General features: G+C 46.8%; 13 protein-coding genes. 9 read left to right on the top strand and 4 right to left on the bottom strand.

Annotated elements, in window-relative coordinates; genetic code table 11:
* Position 1: 1 nt before the first annotated feature.
* The 8 genes from ICN10_RS08245 to ICN10_RS08280 all read left to right on the top strand — a co-directional run bounded on the left by ICN10_RS08245 (position 2) and on the right by ICN10_RS08280 (position 9,182).
* A complete protein-coding gene (locus ICN10_RS08245) occupies positions 2–973 on the top strand; it encodes a sterol desaturase family protein (RefSeq protein ID WP_216214514.1) in 972 nt (323 codons plus the stop codon).
* A 29-nt stretch (positions 974–1,002) separates the two neighbouring features.
* Positions 1,003–1,872, top strand: a complete 870-nt coding sequence (locus ICN10_RS08250) for an EI24 domain-containing protein (RefSeq protein WP_216214515.1) — start codon at positions 1,003–1,005, stop codon at positions 1,870–1,872.
* Between the two features lie 28 nt (positions 1,873–1,900).
* A complete protein-coding gene (locus ICN10_RS08255; RefSeq protein ID WP_216214516.1) occupies positions 1,901–2,755 on the top strand; it encodes a molybdopterin-binding protein in 855 nt (284 codons plus the stop codon).
* A gap of 204 nt (positions 2,756–2,959) precedes the next feature.
* Positions 2,960–4,375 carry a type I glutamate--ammonia ligase gene (glnA, locus tag ICN10_RS08260; RefSeq protein WP_216214518.1) on the top strand — a complete coding sequence of 472 codons (1,416 nt, stop codon included), beginning with the start codon at positions 2,960–2,962 and terminating at the stop codon, positions 4,373–4,375.
* A 26-nt stretch (positions 4,376–4,401) separates the two neighbouring features.
* A complete protein-coding gene (gene glnL / locus ICN10_RS08265) occupies positions 4,402–5,523 on the top strand; it encodes a nitrogen regulation protein NR(II) (protein WP_370626221.1) in 1,122 nt (373 codons plus the stop codon).
* Positions 5,520–6,971 carry a nitrogen regulation protein NR(I) gene (gene ntrC, locus ICN10_RS08270; protein ID WP_216214522.1) on the top strand — a complete coding sequence of 484 codons (1,452 nt, stop codon included), beginning with the start codon at positions 5,520–5,522 and terminating at the stop codon, positions 6,969–6,971. Before glnL ends, ntrC begins: the two co-directional genes overlap by 4 nt.
* Positions 6,964–7,812 carry an exodeoxyribonuclease III gene (gene xth, locus ICN10_RS08275; RefSeq protein WP_216214524.1) on the top strand — a complete coding sequence of 283 codons (849 nt, stop codon included), beginning with the start codon at positions 6,964–6,966 and terminating at the stop codon, positions 7,810–7,812. The genes ntrC and xth overlap by 8 nt, the downstream gene beginning before the upstream one ends.
* Before the next feature lie 65 nt (positions 7,813–7,877).
* Positions 7,878–9,182, top strand: coding sequence for a lipase family protein (locus ICN10_RS08280; RefSeq protein WP_216214526.1), 1,305 nt, complete (start codon positions 7,878–7,880; stop codon positions 9,180–9,182).
* 110 nt (positions 9,183–9,292) lie between these two features.
* Here ICN10_RS08280 and ICN10_RS08285 read toward each other — a convergent pair whose 3' ends face one another.
* Genes ICN10_RS08285 through ICN10_RS08300 form a run of 4 tightly spaced genes read right to left on the bottom strand, consistent with a single transcriptional unit; the run spans position 9,293 to position 15,551 of the window.
* Positions 9,293–11,419, bottom strand: coding sequence for a M3 family metallopeptidase (locus tag ICN10_RS08285; RefSeq protein ID WP_216214528.1), 2,127 nt, complete (start codon positions 11,417–11,419; stop codon positions 9,293–9,295).
* Between the two features lie 53 nt (positions 11,420–11,472).
* The gene (folD, locus tag ICN10_RS08290; protein ID WP_216214530.1) at positions 11,473–12,327 is read right to left on the bottom strand and encodes a bifunctional methylenetetrahydrofolate dehydrogenase/methenyltetrahydrofolate cyclohydrolase FolD; all 855 of its coding nucleotides are present in this window, start codon (positions 12,325–12,327) and stop codon (positions 11,473–11,475) included.
* Positions 12,328–12,342: 15 nt separating this feature from the next.
* Positions 12,343–12,990 (bottom strand): response regulator transcription factor, encoded by a 648-nt coding sequence (locus ICN10_RS08295; RefSeq protein WP_068321237.1) that lies wholly within the window; start codon positions 12,988–12,990, stop codon positions 12,343–12,345.
* A gap of 35 nt (positions 12,991–13,025) precedes the next feature.
* Positions 13,026–15,551, bottom strand: a complete 2,526-nt coding sequence (locus ICN10_RS08300; RefSeq protein WP_216214532.1) for a PAS domain S-box protein — start codon at positions 15,549–15,551, stop codon at positions 13,026–13,028.
* A gap of 205 nt (positions 15,552–15,756) precedes the next feature.
* Here ICN10_RS08300 and aceE point away from each other — a divergent pair, with 205 nt between their 5' ends.
* Positions 15,757–18,453 (top strand): pyruvate dehydrogenase (acetyl-transferring), homodimeric type, encoded by a 2,697-nt coding sequence (aceE, locus tag ICN10_RS08305; RefSeq protein WP_216214534.1) that lies wholly within the window; start codon positions 15,757–15,759, stop codon positions 18,451–18,453.
* Positions 18,454–18,464: the final 11 nt, after the last annotated feature.

The following is an 18,464-nucleotide window of genomic DNA, read 5'->3' on the forward strand; positions in this document are numbered from 1 at the left end:
TATGGATCTCAATGCAATCACTTCTGCAATTTCAGCCGCGTACGCTAGCGTTCAGGAGTTTCTGTTTGCAAATATAGTAGCCCCCGTTTTATATCAATTCGATTTAATGGCTTGGGCTGAAGATGTATTTGATGGACTTGATTGGTTTTTGTTTGGCTGCATCCAAATTTTCTTGATTATTGTTGTCTTAAGGACTTGGGAGCGTCTAGCGCCAGCAGAGCAGCAAGAGCGTTTTGCGAAAGCCAGCAGGGCAGATGTCTTGTATACCTTGTTTCATCGCTTGGGAATTTTTCATGGCCTAGTATTCATCGCCTTATCTGGATTCTTCTTTGGGGTCGACTCCATCCTGCACGATTTCCGTTTCGATCGTTTAAACGTCGAGTCATGGTGGCCTGGTGTAACTTCTATTCCGGCTATTAGCTTCCTGATTTATTTAATATTGCTGGATTTCGTAGACTATCTCTACCACCGTGCATCACACGTATTTAACTGGTGGTGGCAGTTGCATGCTTTGCACCACAGCCAAACAGTCATGACTGCTTGGTCTGATAATCGCAATCACATACTGGATGACATCATGCGGGCAGTGGTGATGTCTTTTGTTGCGTTGATGTTTGGAGTATCGCCAGGCCAATTCATTTTGCTAATTGCTTTGAGTGAATTTCTGCAAAGTTGGCAGCATGCCAATATCAAGACCCATTTAGGGCCTGCTAAATATCTATTGGTATCGCCTATGTTTCATCGTATGCACCATGCCGTTGGATATGGTCATGAAGCCAAAGGTAAGCCTGGTGTTTTAGGAGGCTGCAATTTTGGTGTTTTGTTTCCGTGGTGGGATATGTTGTTTAGAACAGCTATCTTCCCTAAAGAGGTCTATCCTACGGGGGTAAGAAACCTAACGGTTTCGCAAAATATCCTTACTCAACAGTGGCAAGGCCTTGTTCATGCCTTTAAAGAAATCATGCCCAAGTAGACTTCAAGTCTCAAGGCAATAGGAGTTGTATGGTCGGCTTGCAGCAGGTATTTAAATCATTTGGTATGGCCTTGGTTGGAACTATGCATCCACGGATGTTGTGGCTCAGCTTAAGACCATTTCTGATTGTTTCCGTGCTGTGGGGCTGTCTTATCTGGCTTACATGGACGCCTGCACTCGAAGCATTAAGTATCTTTCTGACAACTTCGATATTTACCAGCTGGATTCAAGAAGGTCTTGTTTGGGCGGGATTTGATAACGCGCGAGCATGGATAGCGCCATTATTTTTTGTCATGCTGATCATTCCGCTGATCACAATCAGCTTGCTCGTATTCATTGCCTTTTCAACCGTCCCTGCAATTGTCAAAATTGCTTCAAGAAATTCTCAATTTCATGATCTTGAATGTAAACAAGGCGGCGGGTTCTTCGGCAGTTTGATTTACTCATTGTGGTCGGCCATTATTTGCCTGGCTCTCGTGATGTTGACTCTGCCGGTTTGGTGGGTGCCTCCACTTGTCGCTGTCTTACCTCCCTTGCTCTGGGGGTGGTTAACGATGCGACTCATGTCCTATGACGTATTGGCTAAACATGCTAGCTCGGAAGAGCGCGATCTCTTGCTTGAAAAATATCGCTGGCCTTTACTCTGCATGGGCATTGCCTCGGGGATGCTAGGTGCAGTTCCTACATTCTTTTGGGCCACCTCGGCATTGGCTTTGGTGCTATTCCCGATCGTAAGTTTTATAGCGCTTTGGATTTATTCTTTGATCTTTGTATTTGCTGCCTTGTGGTTTAGTTACTTCCTATTGGATGCACTAAAGCAGCTGAGAGAAGAAGAGTTGGATAAAGCGCTGACCGTGGAATCGCGTGTAGTGGATATGGAACTTCCGTATCACGGTTAATACGATGGCAAATTAGATGGTTGATGAAATGAAAAAAGTTGAAATAGACGAACCAAAAGATGTAGCAGCTGCAGCGCAACGTCGCTTCGGCTTAATCGTGATCGGTGATGAAATCTTGTCAGGTCGCCGTCAAGACAAACACATGAGCAAAATGATTGAGCTACTTAACGAGCGTGGCCTCAGCCTTGCTTGGGCTAAGTATGTTGCTGATGATCCTGCGCAAATTACTGCCACGCTAAAGGAGAGCTTTGCAAGCGGCGATGTCGTGTTTAGTACTGGCGGTATTGGCGCAACGCCAGATGACCATACTCGTCAATGCGCTGCATTAGCCTTGGGTACAAAAATTGAATTGCATCCAACTGCAAAAGAATTGATTGCCGGCAGAATTCAGTCGATGGCAGAAGGAGATCCGATTAAGGCAGATCTCAACACTCCAGAAAATCAACATCGTTTCAAGATGGGCGAATTTCCGCTTGGTAGTGAAATCATTCCAAACCCCTACAACCAAATTCCGGGCTTTCGAATTCAGGAGCATCACTTTGTGCCGGGCTTTCCGGTAATGGCGGCGCCGATGATGGCATGGTGTTTGGATACCCATTACAAGGATCTATTCCACCAAGAGAATTGGGCTGAGCAGAGTTTTATTGTTCCGAAGGGGATTGAATCAACTTTGACCCCCTTAATGGAGCGCATAGAGGCCAATTTTCCTGGGGTGAAGGTCTTTAGCTTGCCATCAGTAGGTGATGCCACCAGGGGCGGCGTGTACGCTCAGCGCCATATTGAGCTGGGCATCAAAGGCAATGCCGACCTCCTAGAAAGCGCCTGGATTGCCTTAAGAACAGGTACCCAAGAGCTGGGTTACGAAATCCACGACATCACCTAAAACTATTTGCACTAAAAAGGTGCAAATAGGGGTATTTGAGCTTGTATGAGGGGTATTTCAGCACTTAAACAGTGCAATAATGAGAGTTCCCATTTGTTTGCTTCAGTAAATTACATACATCCATAAGGCATGTTTGGTGCCTGGAATAAACAAGGGTGTATGCCTTAAGTTTTAATTCCGAATTAGTTAATAGAGGAGATTTGCATGACGAAGACCGTCGCTGATGTGATGAAGTTAGTTAAAGAGAAAGAATGTACTTTCGTTGATTTCCGCTTTGTAGACACAAAGGGTAAAGAACAACACACGACAGTTCCTATCTCTGCTTTTGACGAAGACAAATTTGAGAGCGGTCATGCATTTGACGGTTCTTCTATTGCTGGTTGGAAGGGTATTGAAGCATCAGACATGTTGCTCAAACCAGATCCAACAGCTGCTTACATTGATCCATTCTATGAAGAGCCAACATTGGTTCTGACATGTGACGTAATCGAGCCGGCTGATGGCAAAGGTTACGACCGTGACCCACGTTCTATTGCTAAGCGCGCTGAAGCGTATTTGAAGAGTACTGGCTTGGGCGACACAGCTTACTTTGGTCCAGAACCAGAATTCTTTATTTTTGACGGCGTTCGTTGGGGTGCTGACATGCAGGGTTGCTTCGTGAAGATTGATTCCGAAGAAGCTCCATGGTCTTCAGCAGCTGAAATCGAAGGCGGCAACACTGGTCACCGTCCAGGCAAAAAAGGCGGCTATTTCCCAGTTGCTCCTGTAGATACATTCCAAGATATGCGTTCTGAAATGTGTTTGATTCTCGAATCATTGGGCATTCCAGTTGAAGTTCATCACCATGAAGTTGCTGGTCAAGGCCAAAACGAATTGGGTACTAAGTTCAGCACATTAGTACAACGCGCTGACTGGACTATCTGGCAGAAATATGTAATTCAAAACGTTGCTCATGCTTACGGCAAGACAGCAACTTTCATGCCTAAGCCAGTAGTTGGCGATAACGGTTCTGGTATGCACGTTCACCAATCTATTTGGAAGAATGGAGAAAACTTGTTTGCTGGTAACGGCTACGCAGGCTTGTCAGAATTCGCATTGTTCTACATTGGCGGCATCATCAAGCACGCTAAGGCATTGAATGCGATTACTAACCCAGGTACAAACTCATACAAGCGTTTGGTGCCAGGTTTTGAAGCTCCGGTGAAGTTGGCTTACTCAGCACGTAACCGTTCTGCTTCTATCCGTATTCCACACGTTCCAAGTCCTAAGGGTCGTCGTATCGAAACTCGTTTCCCAGATCCATTGGCTAACCCATACCTCTGCTTCTCTGCATTGATGATGGCTGGTTTGGACGGCGTTCAAAACAAGATTCATCCAGGCGAAGCTGCTGACAAGAACTTGTATGACTTGCCACCAGAAGAAGATGCAAAGATCCCAACCGTTTGCGCGAGCTTGGAAGAGGCATTGGAAGCATTGAAGAAAGATCACGAGTTCTTGACTCGCGGTGGTGTATTCACTGAGTCCATGATTGATGCGTATATCAATTTGAAGATGGAAGATGTCACACGTTTCCGTATGACTACTCATCCTATCGAATTTGATATGTACTACTCCCTGTAAGCGAAGGAGAGAACTTGAGCGCAGGTCTGTTGCGCAATTCGTTCAAGGGAGCAGCTTCGGCTGCTCCTTTTTTTCCGACATTGCTTGATCAGATGCCCAATGCCATCGTGGTATTTGAGGCTGAGACCCAACAATTGGTGTACGTGAACCCAGCTGCTGAGTCAGCTTTGGACCTCTCACGTAAATCACTTGAGGGTCAATCTGTGCACAATTTATTTGGCGACAATGAAGCATTAAGAGTCATGATTAGTGAAGTGAAGCAGGGGCATGTACTGGCGCAGCGCCAAGAAATGATCTTGCATTCCTTGCCTGGCAGCATTCATCATGAGTCAATACCGGCACACGTGGTTGTGGCGGTCCTCGAGGATCCTACTCTCATCATGATGGAGTGGTTTCCGATTGATCAGCAGTTGCGTAGTGAGCGCGATGAACGCGTAACGCAGCAGGTTGAAGCTAATAAACAGTTGATGCGCAATTTAGCGCATGAGATTAAAAACCCATTGGGTGGAATTCGTGGAGCGGCTCAGCTGCTCGAGTTCGAATTGCCAGATAAAGGTTTGCGGGAGTACACGCAAGTCATTATTAAAGAATCCGATCGCCTGCAGACTTTAGTGGATCGTCTCTTGGCGCCACATCGCAAGGCGCACGTGATGGAATCCTTCAATGTGCACGAAGCTTTAGAGCGTGTGCGTAGCTTGGTTCTGGCTGAGTTTCCAAAGGGACTCAAAATTATTCGTAATTACGATACGAGCCTGCCAGATGTATTGGGAGACCGTGAGCAGTTGATTCAGGCGACTCTCAATATTGTTCATAACGCAGCACAAGCTCTGTCTGAAGAGATTCAAAGTGGTGTTGCGCAAATCGAGCTTAAGACCCGTGTGGCACGTTCAGTGACGATTGCTAAGCATCGATACAAGTTAGCGATGGATCTGCATGTGATTGATAACGGGCCAGGTATCCCAGAAGAAATTATTGAACGCATTTTCTTCCCGCTGGTGTCGGGTAGAGAGGGCGGTAGTGGCCTTGGTCTTACTTTGGCGCAAACCTTTGTTCAGCAGCACCAGGGCTTTATTTCTTGTAATAGCCGTCCTGGTCGTACCGATTTTCATATTCAAATTCCATACCGTAGGCAGGAGAAAGCATCATGAAACCAATTTGGATCGTTGACGATGATCAATCCATTCGTTGGGTCTTAGAAAAAGCGTTATCGCGTGAGAATATTCCGCATAAGAGTTTCTCTAATCCAAATGATGTTCTCAATGCTCTGGAGAAGGAATCTCCTCAGGTACTGATTTCAGATATTCGCATGCCGCGCGGTAATGGCTTAGATCTCTTGCAGCATGTAAAAGCTAGCCATCCGAATTTGCCTGTCATCATCATGACGGCTTACTCGGATTTGGATTCAGCTGTCTCTTCATTTCAAGGTGGTGCATTTGAGTACCTCACCAAACCATTTGACGTTGAAAAAGCTGTGGAGTTGATTCATCGTGCAGTTGAGCAGGGTATTCGCAATGACTCTGGATCTAAAGAATTAACCGCATGGCGCCAAGATGCTACTGAGATCATTGGTCAAGCCCCAGCCATGCAAGAAATCTTTCGTGCAATTGGTCGTTTAGCTCAATCCAATGCAACGGTCCTCATTACTGGCGAGTCTGGTACCGGCAAAGAGTTGGTAGCTCATGCATTGCACAAGCACAGCCCTTGCGCTAAAGGTCCATTTGTCTCTTTGAGCACATCGGCAGTACCAAAAGATTTATTGGAGTCTGAGTTGTTTGGTCATGAGCGTGGCGCCTTTCCTGGCGCGCAAACGCTACGTCGCGGTCGCTTTGAGCAGGCCGATGGCGGCACCCTGTTTTTAGGTGAGGTAGGCGATCTTCCGTTTGACTTGCAGACCCGTTTACTGCGAGTTTTGTCTGATGGTCATTTCTATCGCATTGGCGGACAAGATCCGATCAAGGCCAACGTACGCATCATTGCATCTACCCATCAGAACCTCGATGCAAGAGTTGCAGCAGGGCTTTTCCGTGAAGACTTACTGCATCGCCTGAATGTCATTCGTTTGCGCATGCCTTCATTGCGTGAGCGTAGCGAAGATATTCCGATGTTAGCCCGTCATTTCATGCTCACTTGTGCAAAGTCATTGGGTGTTGAGCCTAAAAAGCTTTCTGATGAAGTTTTAAAAGAAATCAGCGCCATGCCATTTCCAGGTAATGTGCGCCAATTAGAGAACTTGTGTCATTGGTTAACAGTAATGACGCCTGCCAATGTGATTGGGGTAAGTGATCTGCCTGCCGATATCGTTGCAGAGGCTAGCGAGCAACCCGTGATTCTTCATGGCGAGTCCTCGCCAAGCAATCCCGCTGCGACTAAAGTTGCTTCGGGTGACTGGGAGAGTGGCTTAGGACGTCTTGCTGTCAAGATGCTGCAGGATGGCGATAAGGAAGTCTTTGACGCCCTCACTGCACGCTTCGAAAAAGCGGTATTACAAGCAGCTCTTGAAGTAACGCGCGGTAGAAGAGTGGAGGCTGCTCAACGTCTAGGTATTGGACGTAATACGATTACCCGTAAGTTGCAAGAGTTGGGAATTGATGACTGATTCAGTTCGCATAGCCGCATGGAATGTGAACTCATTAAAGGTTCGCCTTCCACAAGTCCTGCGTTGGTTGCAGGATCAGGAAAGAAAGCAGCAGCCTATTGATGCATTGTGTTTGCAGGAGCTCAAGCTCACGGATGATAATTACCCTCATCAAGAGCTTGAGGATGCTGGCTACTTCAGTCTAGCGGCAGGCCAAAAGACGTATAACGGTGTGGCCATCATTGTTCGCAAGGCGGCGCTAGCACCGATTGCCTCTGACACAGCAACTAGCTTTCTAAAACCCATTAGAAATATTCCAAACTTCGAAGATGAGCAGCAGAGAATCTTGGCTGCCACGATTCCTTTTGCGGGAACCCAGCCAATGAGGTTGGTCTCTGCATATTTTCCAAACGGGCAATCGCCTGATAGCGATAAATTCGTATATAAGCTGAGTTGGCTTAAAGCATTGCAAACTTGGTTAGGTGAAGAGCTCCAGCAGAATTCACGTTTAGCGTTGTTAGGGGACTTCAATATTGCGCCTACCGATGATGATCTGCATGATCCCTCTAAGTGGATCGGGCAGAACCTGGTTTCTCCAGAGGAGCGTCAAGCCTTTCAAGAATTGATTCAATTGGGCTTAACAGACTCTTTCAGAATGTTTGAGCAGCTACCAAAAACCTTCAGTTGGTGGGACTATCGCATGATGGGCTTCAGAAGAAATGCCGGTATGCGCATCGATCACATCCTTCTCAGTGAAGCGCTTAAAGAAAAATGCACCGCTAGCGTAGTTGATAAAGAGCCCAGAACCTGGGAGCAGCCTTCAGACCATGCGCCTGTAATCGCAACGATTAAAAAAGCTTAGATAGCCCTAATTTCTATTTGGCTTGGTGTTTAATAGAGGTTTTAGAACCTCATTTCATCATATCCATGAAAAAAATCACTCGCCTTTCTGTTTTGGCGCTCGGTATGGCACTGAGTATTCTTTCTCTCGCTGTTTATGCCGACCCACCAATGCCACCTTTTTATGCCTCTGTCATGAAAATGGCTCCTGAAGGGAAGTTAGGGCAAATCATCAAGAAGGAAAAAATAGAAACTTCCGTCAAAGGTGCGCAAGCTTGGAAGATTGCTTATATTTCTTCGGATGTTGCTGAACGTAAGACGATTGCGACTGGATTAATCATTTCCCCCATTGGGCAGGCGCCTAAAGAAGGTCGGCCGATATTGGCTTGGGCACATGGCACTACTGGTTCAGCTCAGAATTGCGGCCCATCACAAATCATCAACCCAACAGCTCCTTTAAACGAATATTTTCTAATGGATGGTAATTCGTGGACTGACTACGGCATTCCAAACGTAGAAGAATTTATTAAAGAAGGTTATGTCATTGTTGCCACTGATTATCAGGGGCAGGGCGGTGGCGGCAAGCATCAGTATGCGGTTGCTGGAACTAACGGTAGGGATGCTATCAATTCGGCAAGAGCAGCTAGCTCTATGAAAGAAGTTGGCGCTGGTAAAAAGACGATTATTTATGGTTGGTCTCAAGGTGGTGGAGCAACGATTGCAGCAGCTAGTCTGCCTGACTATCAGGCTCTTCAGGGCACTGCGGCAGACAATCTGGAGTATTTAGGATTTGTTGCCTTGGCACCAGATGATGTGGCCGCTGTGATTCCAAATGTTCCATCCGATGATGCTAGCGCAATGAAGATCATGAATGGATTTACTGAGGCTAATGTCTCCAATGTATTTTTGTTTGCTCACTATATGATGGGCCTTTGGGGGGCTCAAGCAGCCTTTCCTGATCTGAAGTTAACCGATGTGTTGACCGATGAAGGCGCAAAGGTTGCGGATAAGTTATCCCGTAATAAGTGTGTTCACGTGATGGCTGATAGCTTTAGCTATGCTTATGGAGATCAATATAAGTCTTTGATTAAGCCTCAGCCGAACAACTCAGTAGCATGGTTGAAGTCTTTTGTTGCTGGCAGTGTGAAGCCCGTAAAGCCAGTAGCACCAGTCGTGATTTACTGGGGAACAAAAGATACTGCAGTTCCGCCAATCATGCATGAGCTATATCAAAAGCAAATGTGCGCCATGGGTGCAAATGTAGGCAGGAATCAGCTACCAGGGGAACAAACACACTTTACAACCCCCGGTGTTTCTGCGCCGATGTATTTATCTTGGGTTAAGGATCGAGTAGCAGGCAAGCCTCTAGAGAATGGTTGCCCAAAAAACTAAGTCAGAAACTAAAATAGAAATCAAATTAAAAAGAACTATTCAAATTCATAGGTCAAGAAGCAGAAAAACCACCCGAGGGTGGTTTTTCTGCTTGATCAATCCAGCATCACTTATGCCAAGCCACCATGCCTAAGCAGAGCATCAATACTCGGCTCTCTGCCTCTAAAGGCCTTGAATGATTCGGCTGCCGGACGGCTGCCACCCACTTCCAAGATCTCTTCTCGATAACGAGTACCCGTTTTTTCATCTAGGACGCTGCCAGTAAGCTTGGCAGCCTCTTCAAAGGCGGAGTAAACGTCCGCCGATAGAACTTCTGCCCATTTGTAGCTGTAATAGCCTGCTGCATAGCCACCTGCGAAGATATGACTGAAGGTATTAATCCAGCGAGAAATAGCAGGCTGTGGGATGACATTAAATTGATCGGCAATCGCTCTTGAGAGGTCGAGTACCGCTTGATCTTTCGCATCTTTGGTATCCAAACTGGAGTGTAGGCGCCAGTCGGTTAATGACATCACAATTTGGCGCAGGGTCATATAGCCATTTTGGAAATTCTTGGCGGCCAAGATTTTTTCAAAGAGTTCACGCGGCAAAGACTTACCAGTTTCAGCATGAGCAGTCATCTTTTCTAAGACTTCCCATTCCCAGCAGAAATTTTCCATAAACTGACTTGGTAGCTCAACCGCATCCCATTCAACCCCATTGATTCCAGAAACACCTAAAGCGCTCACTTGGGTCAAGAGGTGATGCAGTCCGTGACCACTCTCATGGAAGAGGGTGATTACATCATCATGGGTAATCGTTGGCTGACGCAAGACGCCATCAACCTTCACCGGAGGCGCAAAGTTACAGACTAAATACGCTACAGGTACTTGGATTTCTCCATTAGGTAATACTCTGCGACCGCGGGCATCATCCATCCAAGCGCCGCCACGCTTGCCGGGGCGAGCATAGGGATCGAGATAGAAGTAGGCCACGATATTGCCTTTGGCATTCTTTACTGAGAAGGATTGCACGTCAGCATGCCATATAGGTAGGTTGGCTGCTTCAATCTTTACGCCAAACAAAGTTTGGATCACTTGGAAGAGTCCATCCAATACTTTGGGTAATGGGAAATACTGTTTCAATTCATTCTCTGAGAATGAGTAACGCTCTTGCTTCAATCGCTCAGAAGCAAATGCAACATCCCAAGGCTCTAAGCCATCTGTAATTGAAAGTTCAGTTTTGGCAAACTCGGAAAGTTCTTGCCAATCCTTGAGTGCAAATGGTTTTGCTTTCTGGGCGAAATTGGTTAAGAAGGAGTCGACTTCCTCAACGCTATTGGCCATCTTTGGCGCCAAGCTCAGTGCAGCATAGTTCTTAAATCCCAGCATTCGCGCTTCTTCATCGCGCAGCCTGAGTTGCTCAAGCATATTTTTCGTATTATCCCAATCCAGCTTGCCTTTGCCGTATTGTGGCGCCAGCTCTGAAGCGCGCGTTACGTAGGCCTCGTACATCAAGCGGCGGAGGGCGCGATTTTCTGAGTACTGCATGACTGGGTAGTAAGAAGGGAAGTGCAGTGTGAATGCCCAGCCCTGCAGTTTCTTTTGCTGAGCAGTATCTGCGGCTGCAGCAACTGCATCCTCAGGCAGCCCCACTAGATCCACCTTATCAGTTACAAGATGCACAAAGCCATCGGTTGCATCTAAGACATGATCAGAAAAGGCTTTGCCTAAGGTTGCTTGCTCATCCTGAATTTGGGCAAAACGCGGTTTGTCTGCATCACTCAGCTCTGCGCCGCCCAAGCGAAAATCACGTAAAGAGTTTTCGATCACTTTCTTCTGAGCTGAACTCAGTTTTGCAAAGTCAGGAGACTTGCTGAGTTCTTTAAATTTCTTGTAGAGATCTAAATTCTGTCCAAGACTTGAAAAGAAAGCAGTCACCTTGGGCAACATTTCTCCATAGGCTGCGCGTAATTCTGGTGTATCAGCAACACTATTAAGGTGAGAGATCACACCCCAAGATCTACCGAAAGACTCGGTAGCATCTTCTAGTGGTTCAGCCAGCGTTTCCCAGGTTGGTGCTGTATTCGGATTTACCGCAACATCCACTGCGTCTTGTGCATGCTTCAATAGGTATTCGATTGCTGGGGCAATGTGCTCAGGCTTTACTTCAGAGTAGGCAGCGATGCCACGTCCAAACGTAACCAGAGGATTTTTTTGTAATTCAGCGGGGAGGGTGTTAACGAGGGATGTAGTCATCCCTCTAGCTTAATGGACTGGGAGCAATTTTGCCAAAAGTCCCAGTCAAATCCTTAGTGCTTTGATGCCTTTTCAGCAGCCTCTAGGGTGTTCATTAGCAACATCGTGATGGTCATGGGACCAACGCCACCAGGAACGGGGGTGATCCAGCCGGCGACATACTTGGCGGTATCAAAATCAACGTCACCACAAAGCTTGCCATCTGGCAGGCGGTTAATACCAACGTCAATCACTACCGCGCCATTTTTGACCATATCGCCAGAGATCATCTTTGGTTTGCCGGTAGCAACGACCAAGATATCCGCATCCTTTGTATGGTGTGCCAGGTCACGTGTCTTGCTATTGCAGATGGTGACGGTTGCACCAGCCTGAAGCAGCAACATGGCCATTGGTTTACCCACAATATTAGATGCACCAACAATCACAGCACGTGCGCCGCGAATCGGATACTCAATACTCTCTAGAATCTTCATGCAGCCATAAGGCGTGCATGGCTTGAATTCTGGCTGTCCAACCATTAATGCGCCAGCATTCGCCACGTGAAAGCCATCTACGTCTTTCTCGGGAGCAATTGCTTCGAGTACACGTTCAGACGCGATGTGCTCTGGTAATGGGAGTTGCACCAAGATTCCATGAATAGCAGGATCTGCATTCAGGGTAGCAATGCGAGCCAGTAACTCTTCTTCACCAAGTTCAGCAGAGTAGCGCTCTAAAACAGAATGAAAGCCAACATCTTCACAAGCTTTGACTTTATTGCGTACATACACTGCGCTGGCAGGATTGTCGCCAACCACAATGACGGCTAAGCCAGGGCGAGTGCCTTTGGCAGTAACGATTGCACCACGAGCTGCAATCTCTGTACGAAGCTTTTTAGAGAGTGCATTTCCGTCTAATAATTGCGCTGGCATCTCAAGACCCTGATATTAATTAGGTTGTGGATCAGATAAAGCCAAGCGGAGCAGGTCTGCCACAGTATTGACGTTGAGCTTTTCCATGATGTTGGCGCGGTGCGCTTCAACAGTCTTGATAGAAATGCCAAGGTCATCAGCAATTTGTTTGTTTAAGCGACCAGCAACGATACGCTCGAGCACTTGACGTTCACGTCCAGTCAGTTTGCTGAGTAAGCTTTGAGTAATTTTGCGTTGGCTTGCTTGTGAATAGTCAATGCGAGCTTTAGCAAGCATGCGATCTACCAAACCACAAAGATCATTTTCTTTAAATGGTTTCTCGATGAAATCTACTGCGCCGCGCTTCATAGTAGATACCGCCATAGAAACATCACCGTGACCTGTGATGAAGGCTACTGGCATTGGCAAATTTTCAGCGGTTAAGCGCTCTTGTAATTCAAGGCCTGACATACCAGGCATGCGCACATCCAAAATGGCGCAAGAGATAGTGGACTTATCAGTGCTTTGCAGAGACTGTAAGAAACGTTCAGCGCTTGCATGGCAACGCACAACATAGCCGTTGCTTTCTAAAAGCCAAGTGAGGGAATCTCTAACTGCTTCATCATCATCAACAACATAGACAACTTCAGCTTGGTTTGGTTTTGCAGTAGCACTTAAGTTCATATCAGTTCTCGCGAGGTAAACCTATAAATTCAATATTAAGTATTGGCCTTGGTTCCAGGGGATTCCAGGGGTAGAAGTATTGTAAAGGTGCAGCCGACCAGCTTGGTCTGTTCGGAGTCCTGGACATTGGTGGCCCAAAGCCTGCCATGGTGGGATTCAATAATAGAGCGGCAGATATTGAGCCCCATGCCCATACCATCGGATTTAGTGCTAAAAAACGGCTCAAACATGTGTTCCAGTACGTTTTCTGGTATTCCGCCCCCGCCATCGATAACCTGAATTCTGAGCATGGCAGGGAAAATACTGGTGTCCAAATCGGCGGTAATCTTCACTGGAGGGGCTGACCAGCGTGAGGAGAGGGGGTAGGCCTCCCGTACGCTATCAAGCGCATTTTTCAGTAGATTGACCACCACCTGCAAAATCAGGACTGGATCGAGATTAACTACCGGAAGATTTTCAGCAATCTCCGAGTTAATGGTTAGGCGGTGACGATGCGCTTCAATTTCAACCAGGCCAACTGCATCATTAATGATTTCAGAAACGCATGCTGCTTTACGCTGAGGTTCGCTACGCTTAACGAAGCCTCGAATCCGCTGAATGATCGTTCCGGCGCGGTGGGCTTGTTCGGAGGCTTTGGCCAGCGCTGGCAAGATCTCCTTAGTAATGGCAGGATCGACATTGCCTTCTAAACGTTTCGCCACTCCATTGCAGTAATTTGAAATAGCGGAGAGTGGTTGATTCAACTCGTGAGCCAATGAAGAGGCCATCTCACCCATGGTGGTGAGGCGACTGGTGAACTGCATGCGCTCTTGTTGTTGGAGTGCCAAATCATCAGCTTCTTTACGAGCGGTGATGTCGGTAGCAACTAATAATTGTGCAAGATGGCCGTCAACCCATGGGATGAAGCGTCGTCTGACTTCAAACCACTTATTGCTGCCATCAGTCAATTGCACTTCTTCTGACTCTGATTCCTGATAAAGGAAGGAGGTCGGAATGCCATCACGTATGTAGTCCTGAAGATCTTGCGCGATGTTGTGCAGGGTATCAATTTCTTTATCTTGATGAGCTAGCTGAAAGTGCCCCTTGGAATCATTGCCAAAATTTTCTCGGTAGAAGCGGTTTGCAAACAGCAGTTCATCAGTCTCCAGGGAGACAACAGACACTGCAGCATCTAGACTTTCTAGAACGGTGGTAAATCGCTCTTGTGACGCAGCCAATTCTTCACGAATCTTCTTCGGCTCCGAAATATCGATTAAGGAAGTTACCCAGCCAGTCTGTTTACCTTTTTCATTAATCAATGGCGCAATGAATGTACGGGTTTGGATCAAAGTTCCGTCGCGCTTCAGGATCGCACCCTCGATGCCAATCTTCATACTGCCGCTGATGCTTGATTGCAGAGCTCGGTTCATCTTATCTACAAGCTCATCTCTTCGGCTATCTGGCCAAAATGGAAACGGTGGGGTGAGGCCCATTAATTCTTCGGAGGTCCAGCCGGTCATTTCGCAAAAGGCTCGATTTACATAGGTGATGCGTTTTTCCATATCGTGAGCACGAATACCCACTGGAGTGGAGTTCTCCATCGCATTACGAAAAGTGGTTTCTGTGCGCAGACTTGCCTCGGCTTCTTGACGCACTTGCATTTGCTTGAGGACGGACCACAAGCTCCAAATCACGAAGATACTTAATCCTAATACAACACCAATCAACATCCTGAAGGTGAGGTTAGTGGGCGGAGGATAGGTGTCAATCCGCAAGGTGATATTCGGGCTCAATACTCCGATATCTAAGCTGGTCTGATTGCTAAAAGCTCTTTTAGGAGTCCCTTTATCAGAGGAGATCGCCAGAACTTTTTCGTTGTCGGTAATGAGGGTAAAGCGGTAGTAGGACTTGAGCTCTCCGGGAATGACATCCAAAATCCCTTGGGTGGTGTAGAGCGCTGCCAAGTAACCCACAATTTCCCCGCTGACTATATTGGGTACTACTTGCCAGAAAACAATTTTTCTCTCTGCGTTGATTGGCTCATCGCCTGGAAGATTCAACGAGATAAAAGGACTAAAGGCAGCTCGACCAGTTACTCTGCTCAGCTCAATGGTGGATGCAAGACCAGTATTAACGGGTTGATCATTTTGAGTCTTAGTAATCCAATCCGATTTGCCAGTTTCGTTTGGCGCTGCCCATTCACGCTGAGCTTGGTTGTTTAGCCAAATGATTTTGACTATTTCATGATTGTTAACAACTAGATCATCTGCCTGTTCTCTAGCGATTTGCTTGAATTTGACTTGATCTTCACTGGCTGACACTTCGCGATTGATTGTGGTTAATGCATCGAGATTGCTAGCAAATCGAGATTGAATACGTTGCTTGGCAAAAGATAGCTCTCTAAATAGCGCCGCTTCTTGTTGATTCTTTTCTTGTAAGTGCAGGGTGCCCAAAATAATGCCCATGACTGCAGTAAAAATCACAATCGCAATCAGAGGGGTGTAAACAAGCCTAAATCCGCGTATTTTGCGGAGCCATTTCAATGGCCGAAGGAAAAGGTTGGTGGAGGCTGAAACTTTCATGAATACAAAGCATTTTGCCCTATTGCGACCCCTGAAACGGGATTTCTGGTCTATATAGCCATTCTTATTTGCACTGCAATAAATTACCACATTATGAGAAATATTATCATTATGTGGAAAATTGCTTGTTTACACCCATATACCTTCCTAGAATATTGCCTATAGAGTTAATGACAAATAAAGCACTATTTAACGGAGACTAAAGATGGCAGCGGTTCCAGACCAAGTATTAGGCAAACAGAACGCTCAGGACGCTGATCCGGGTGAGACTCAAGAATGGTTGCAAGCGCTCGATGGCGTGATTCGCAATGAGGGGCCAGAAAGAGCTGCCTATCTTATTGATCAACAAATTTCTCATGCGCGTGTAAACGGGGTAGTTCAGCCATTCCATGCTGAGACTCCTTACATCAATACGATTCCAGTTGAAAACCAAGCACGCTTGCCTGGTGATCAGAATGTAGAGCACCGTATTCGTTCTTACACTCGTTGGAATGCCATGGCGATGGTTTTGCGCGCTAATAAAGATACCAACGTTGGCGGCCACATTTCTTCTTTCCAATCAGCGGCGACTTTATACGACGTTGGCTTTAATCACTTCTGGCATGCACCATCACCAGAGCATGGTGGTGATTTGATATTTGTACAAGGCCACTCAGCGCCAGGTGTCTATGCACGTGCTTATATGTTGGGTCGCCTCGAAGAGGGTCAGCTCAATAACTTCCGTCAAGAAGTAGGCGGCAAAGGAATTTCTAGCTATCCGCATCCTTGGTTGATGCCAGACTTCTGGCAGTTCCCAACAGTATCGATGGGCTTGGGTCCGATCATGGCGATTTACCAAGCTCGCTTTATGAAGTACTTAACAGATCGTGGTTTTATTCAAGAGCAGGGTCGCAAAGTTTGGGCCTTCTTGGGTGATGGTGAAACCGATGAACCAGAATCTTTGGGCGCCATTGGTATGGCCGGTCGTGAAAAACTCGACAATCTGATTTTTGTTATTAACTGTAACTTGCAGCGCTTAGATGGGCCAGTACGCGGTAACGGAAAGATTATTCAAGAGCTTGAGGGTGAGTTCCGTGGCTCAGGCTGGAATGTTATCAAGGTAGTGTGGGGCGGTCAATGGGACGCTTTATTTGCACGTGATAAAAAAGGCATCTTGATGCAGCGTTTGGGCGAGATCGTTGACGGTCAGTACCAGACAATGAAGTCTAAGAATGGTGCTTACGTTCGCGAGATCGTTTTCAACACTCCAGAATTAAAAGCTTTAGTCAGCGACTGGAGTGATGATGAGATTTGGCAGCTCAATCGTGGCGGCCATGATCCTCATAAAGTATTTGCAGCGTTTCATGCAGCGGTAAATCATAAAGAGCAGCCAACCGTGATCTTGGCTCATACCATTAAGGGTTACGGTATGGGTGGCTCAGGCGAGGCGATGAATATTGCCCACCAGGCGAAGAAGATGAATGATGATGACGTTCGTCGCTTCCGTGATCGCTTTGAAATCCCAGTTAAAGATGAGCAGTTAGACGAGATGCCATTAGTGAAGTTCGCTGAAGGCAGTCCAGAGCTTGAGTACATGAAAGCGCGCCGTCAAGAGTTAGGTGGTTATTTGCCGCAGCGTCGCATGAAAGCAGAGAGCTTGCCTGTTCCAGCATTAGATGTTTTCGCACCTTTACTTGAAGCCACTTCTGAGGGTCGTGAGATCTCTACAACGATGGCATTTGTGCGTATGCTTAACACCGTAGTGCGCGATAAGGTGCTCGGTAAGCGTGTAGTTCCGATTGTTCCAGATGAGTCCCGTACTTTTGGTATGGAAGGCATGTTCCGCCAATTGGGTATCTGGAATCAGTTAGGTCAGCTCTACACCCCGGAAGATCACGATCAATTGATGTTCTATAAAGAGGATAAAACTGGTCAGATCTTGCAAGAGGGTATTAACGAAGCTGGTGGTATGTGCGATTGGATCGCTGCCGCTACTTCTTACTCTACCCATGGCGTACCGATGTTGCCTTTCTACATCTTCTATTCCATGTTTGGTTTCCAACGTATTGGTGACTTAGCTTGGGCTGCAGGCGATATGCGTAGCCGCGGTTTCTTGCTTGGCGGTACTGCTGGTAGAACTACCTTGAACGGCGAAGGCTTACAACACGAAGATGGTCATAGCCATCTATGGAGCGGTGCAGTTCCAAACTGTATTAGCTACGACCCTACATTCTCATTCGAATTAGCAGTAGTTATTCAGGATGGTATGCGTCGCATGTTGGAAGTTCAGGAAGACGTGTATTACTACGTTACCTTGATGAATGAGAACTATGCTCATCCAGCAATGCCTAAGGGTGCAGAAAAAGACATCATTAAGGGTATGTATAAGCTGAAGTCAGTTGGCGACGCCAACGCAAAGCTGCGCGTACAACTTTTAGGCTCTGGAACAATCTTCCGCGAAGTTATCGAAGCGGCAGAGATTTTGCATAAAGACTGGGGTATTGCTTCAGACTTGTGGGGTTGCCCAAGCTTTACTGAACTCGGCCGTGATTGGACTGCAGCACACCGCAGCAATCTCTTGAACCCAGCTGCTGCACCAACCTTATCCCATGTTGAGAAGTGTCTCAAAGACACTGCTGGTCCAGTGATTGCTGCGACTGACTATGTTCGTTTATTTGCTGAGCAAATTCGTCCAGCGATTCAGCACATGGGTCGTCGCTACGAAGTGCTCGGTACTGACGGATTTGGTCGTTCAGATACTCGTGAAAAACTCCGTGATTTCTTTGAAGTAGATCGTCGTTGGGTGGTTCTGACTGCTTTGAGATCTTTGGTTGACTCCGGTCAGATTGATCGCTCTAAGTTGGCAGAAGCGATTAAGAAATACGACATCGATACTACTAAACCAAACCCAATGACGGTTTGATAAGAGATAAA

It is taken from the genome of Polynucleobacter sp. 86C-FISCH, assembly GCF_018882415.1.
Lineage (GTDB): Bacteria > Pseudomonadota > Gammaproteobacteria > Burkholderiales > Burkholderiaceae > Polynucleobacter.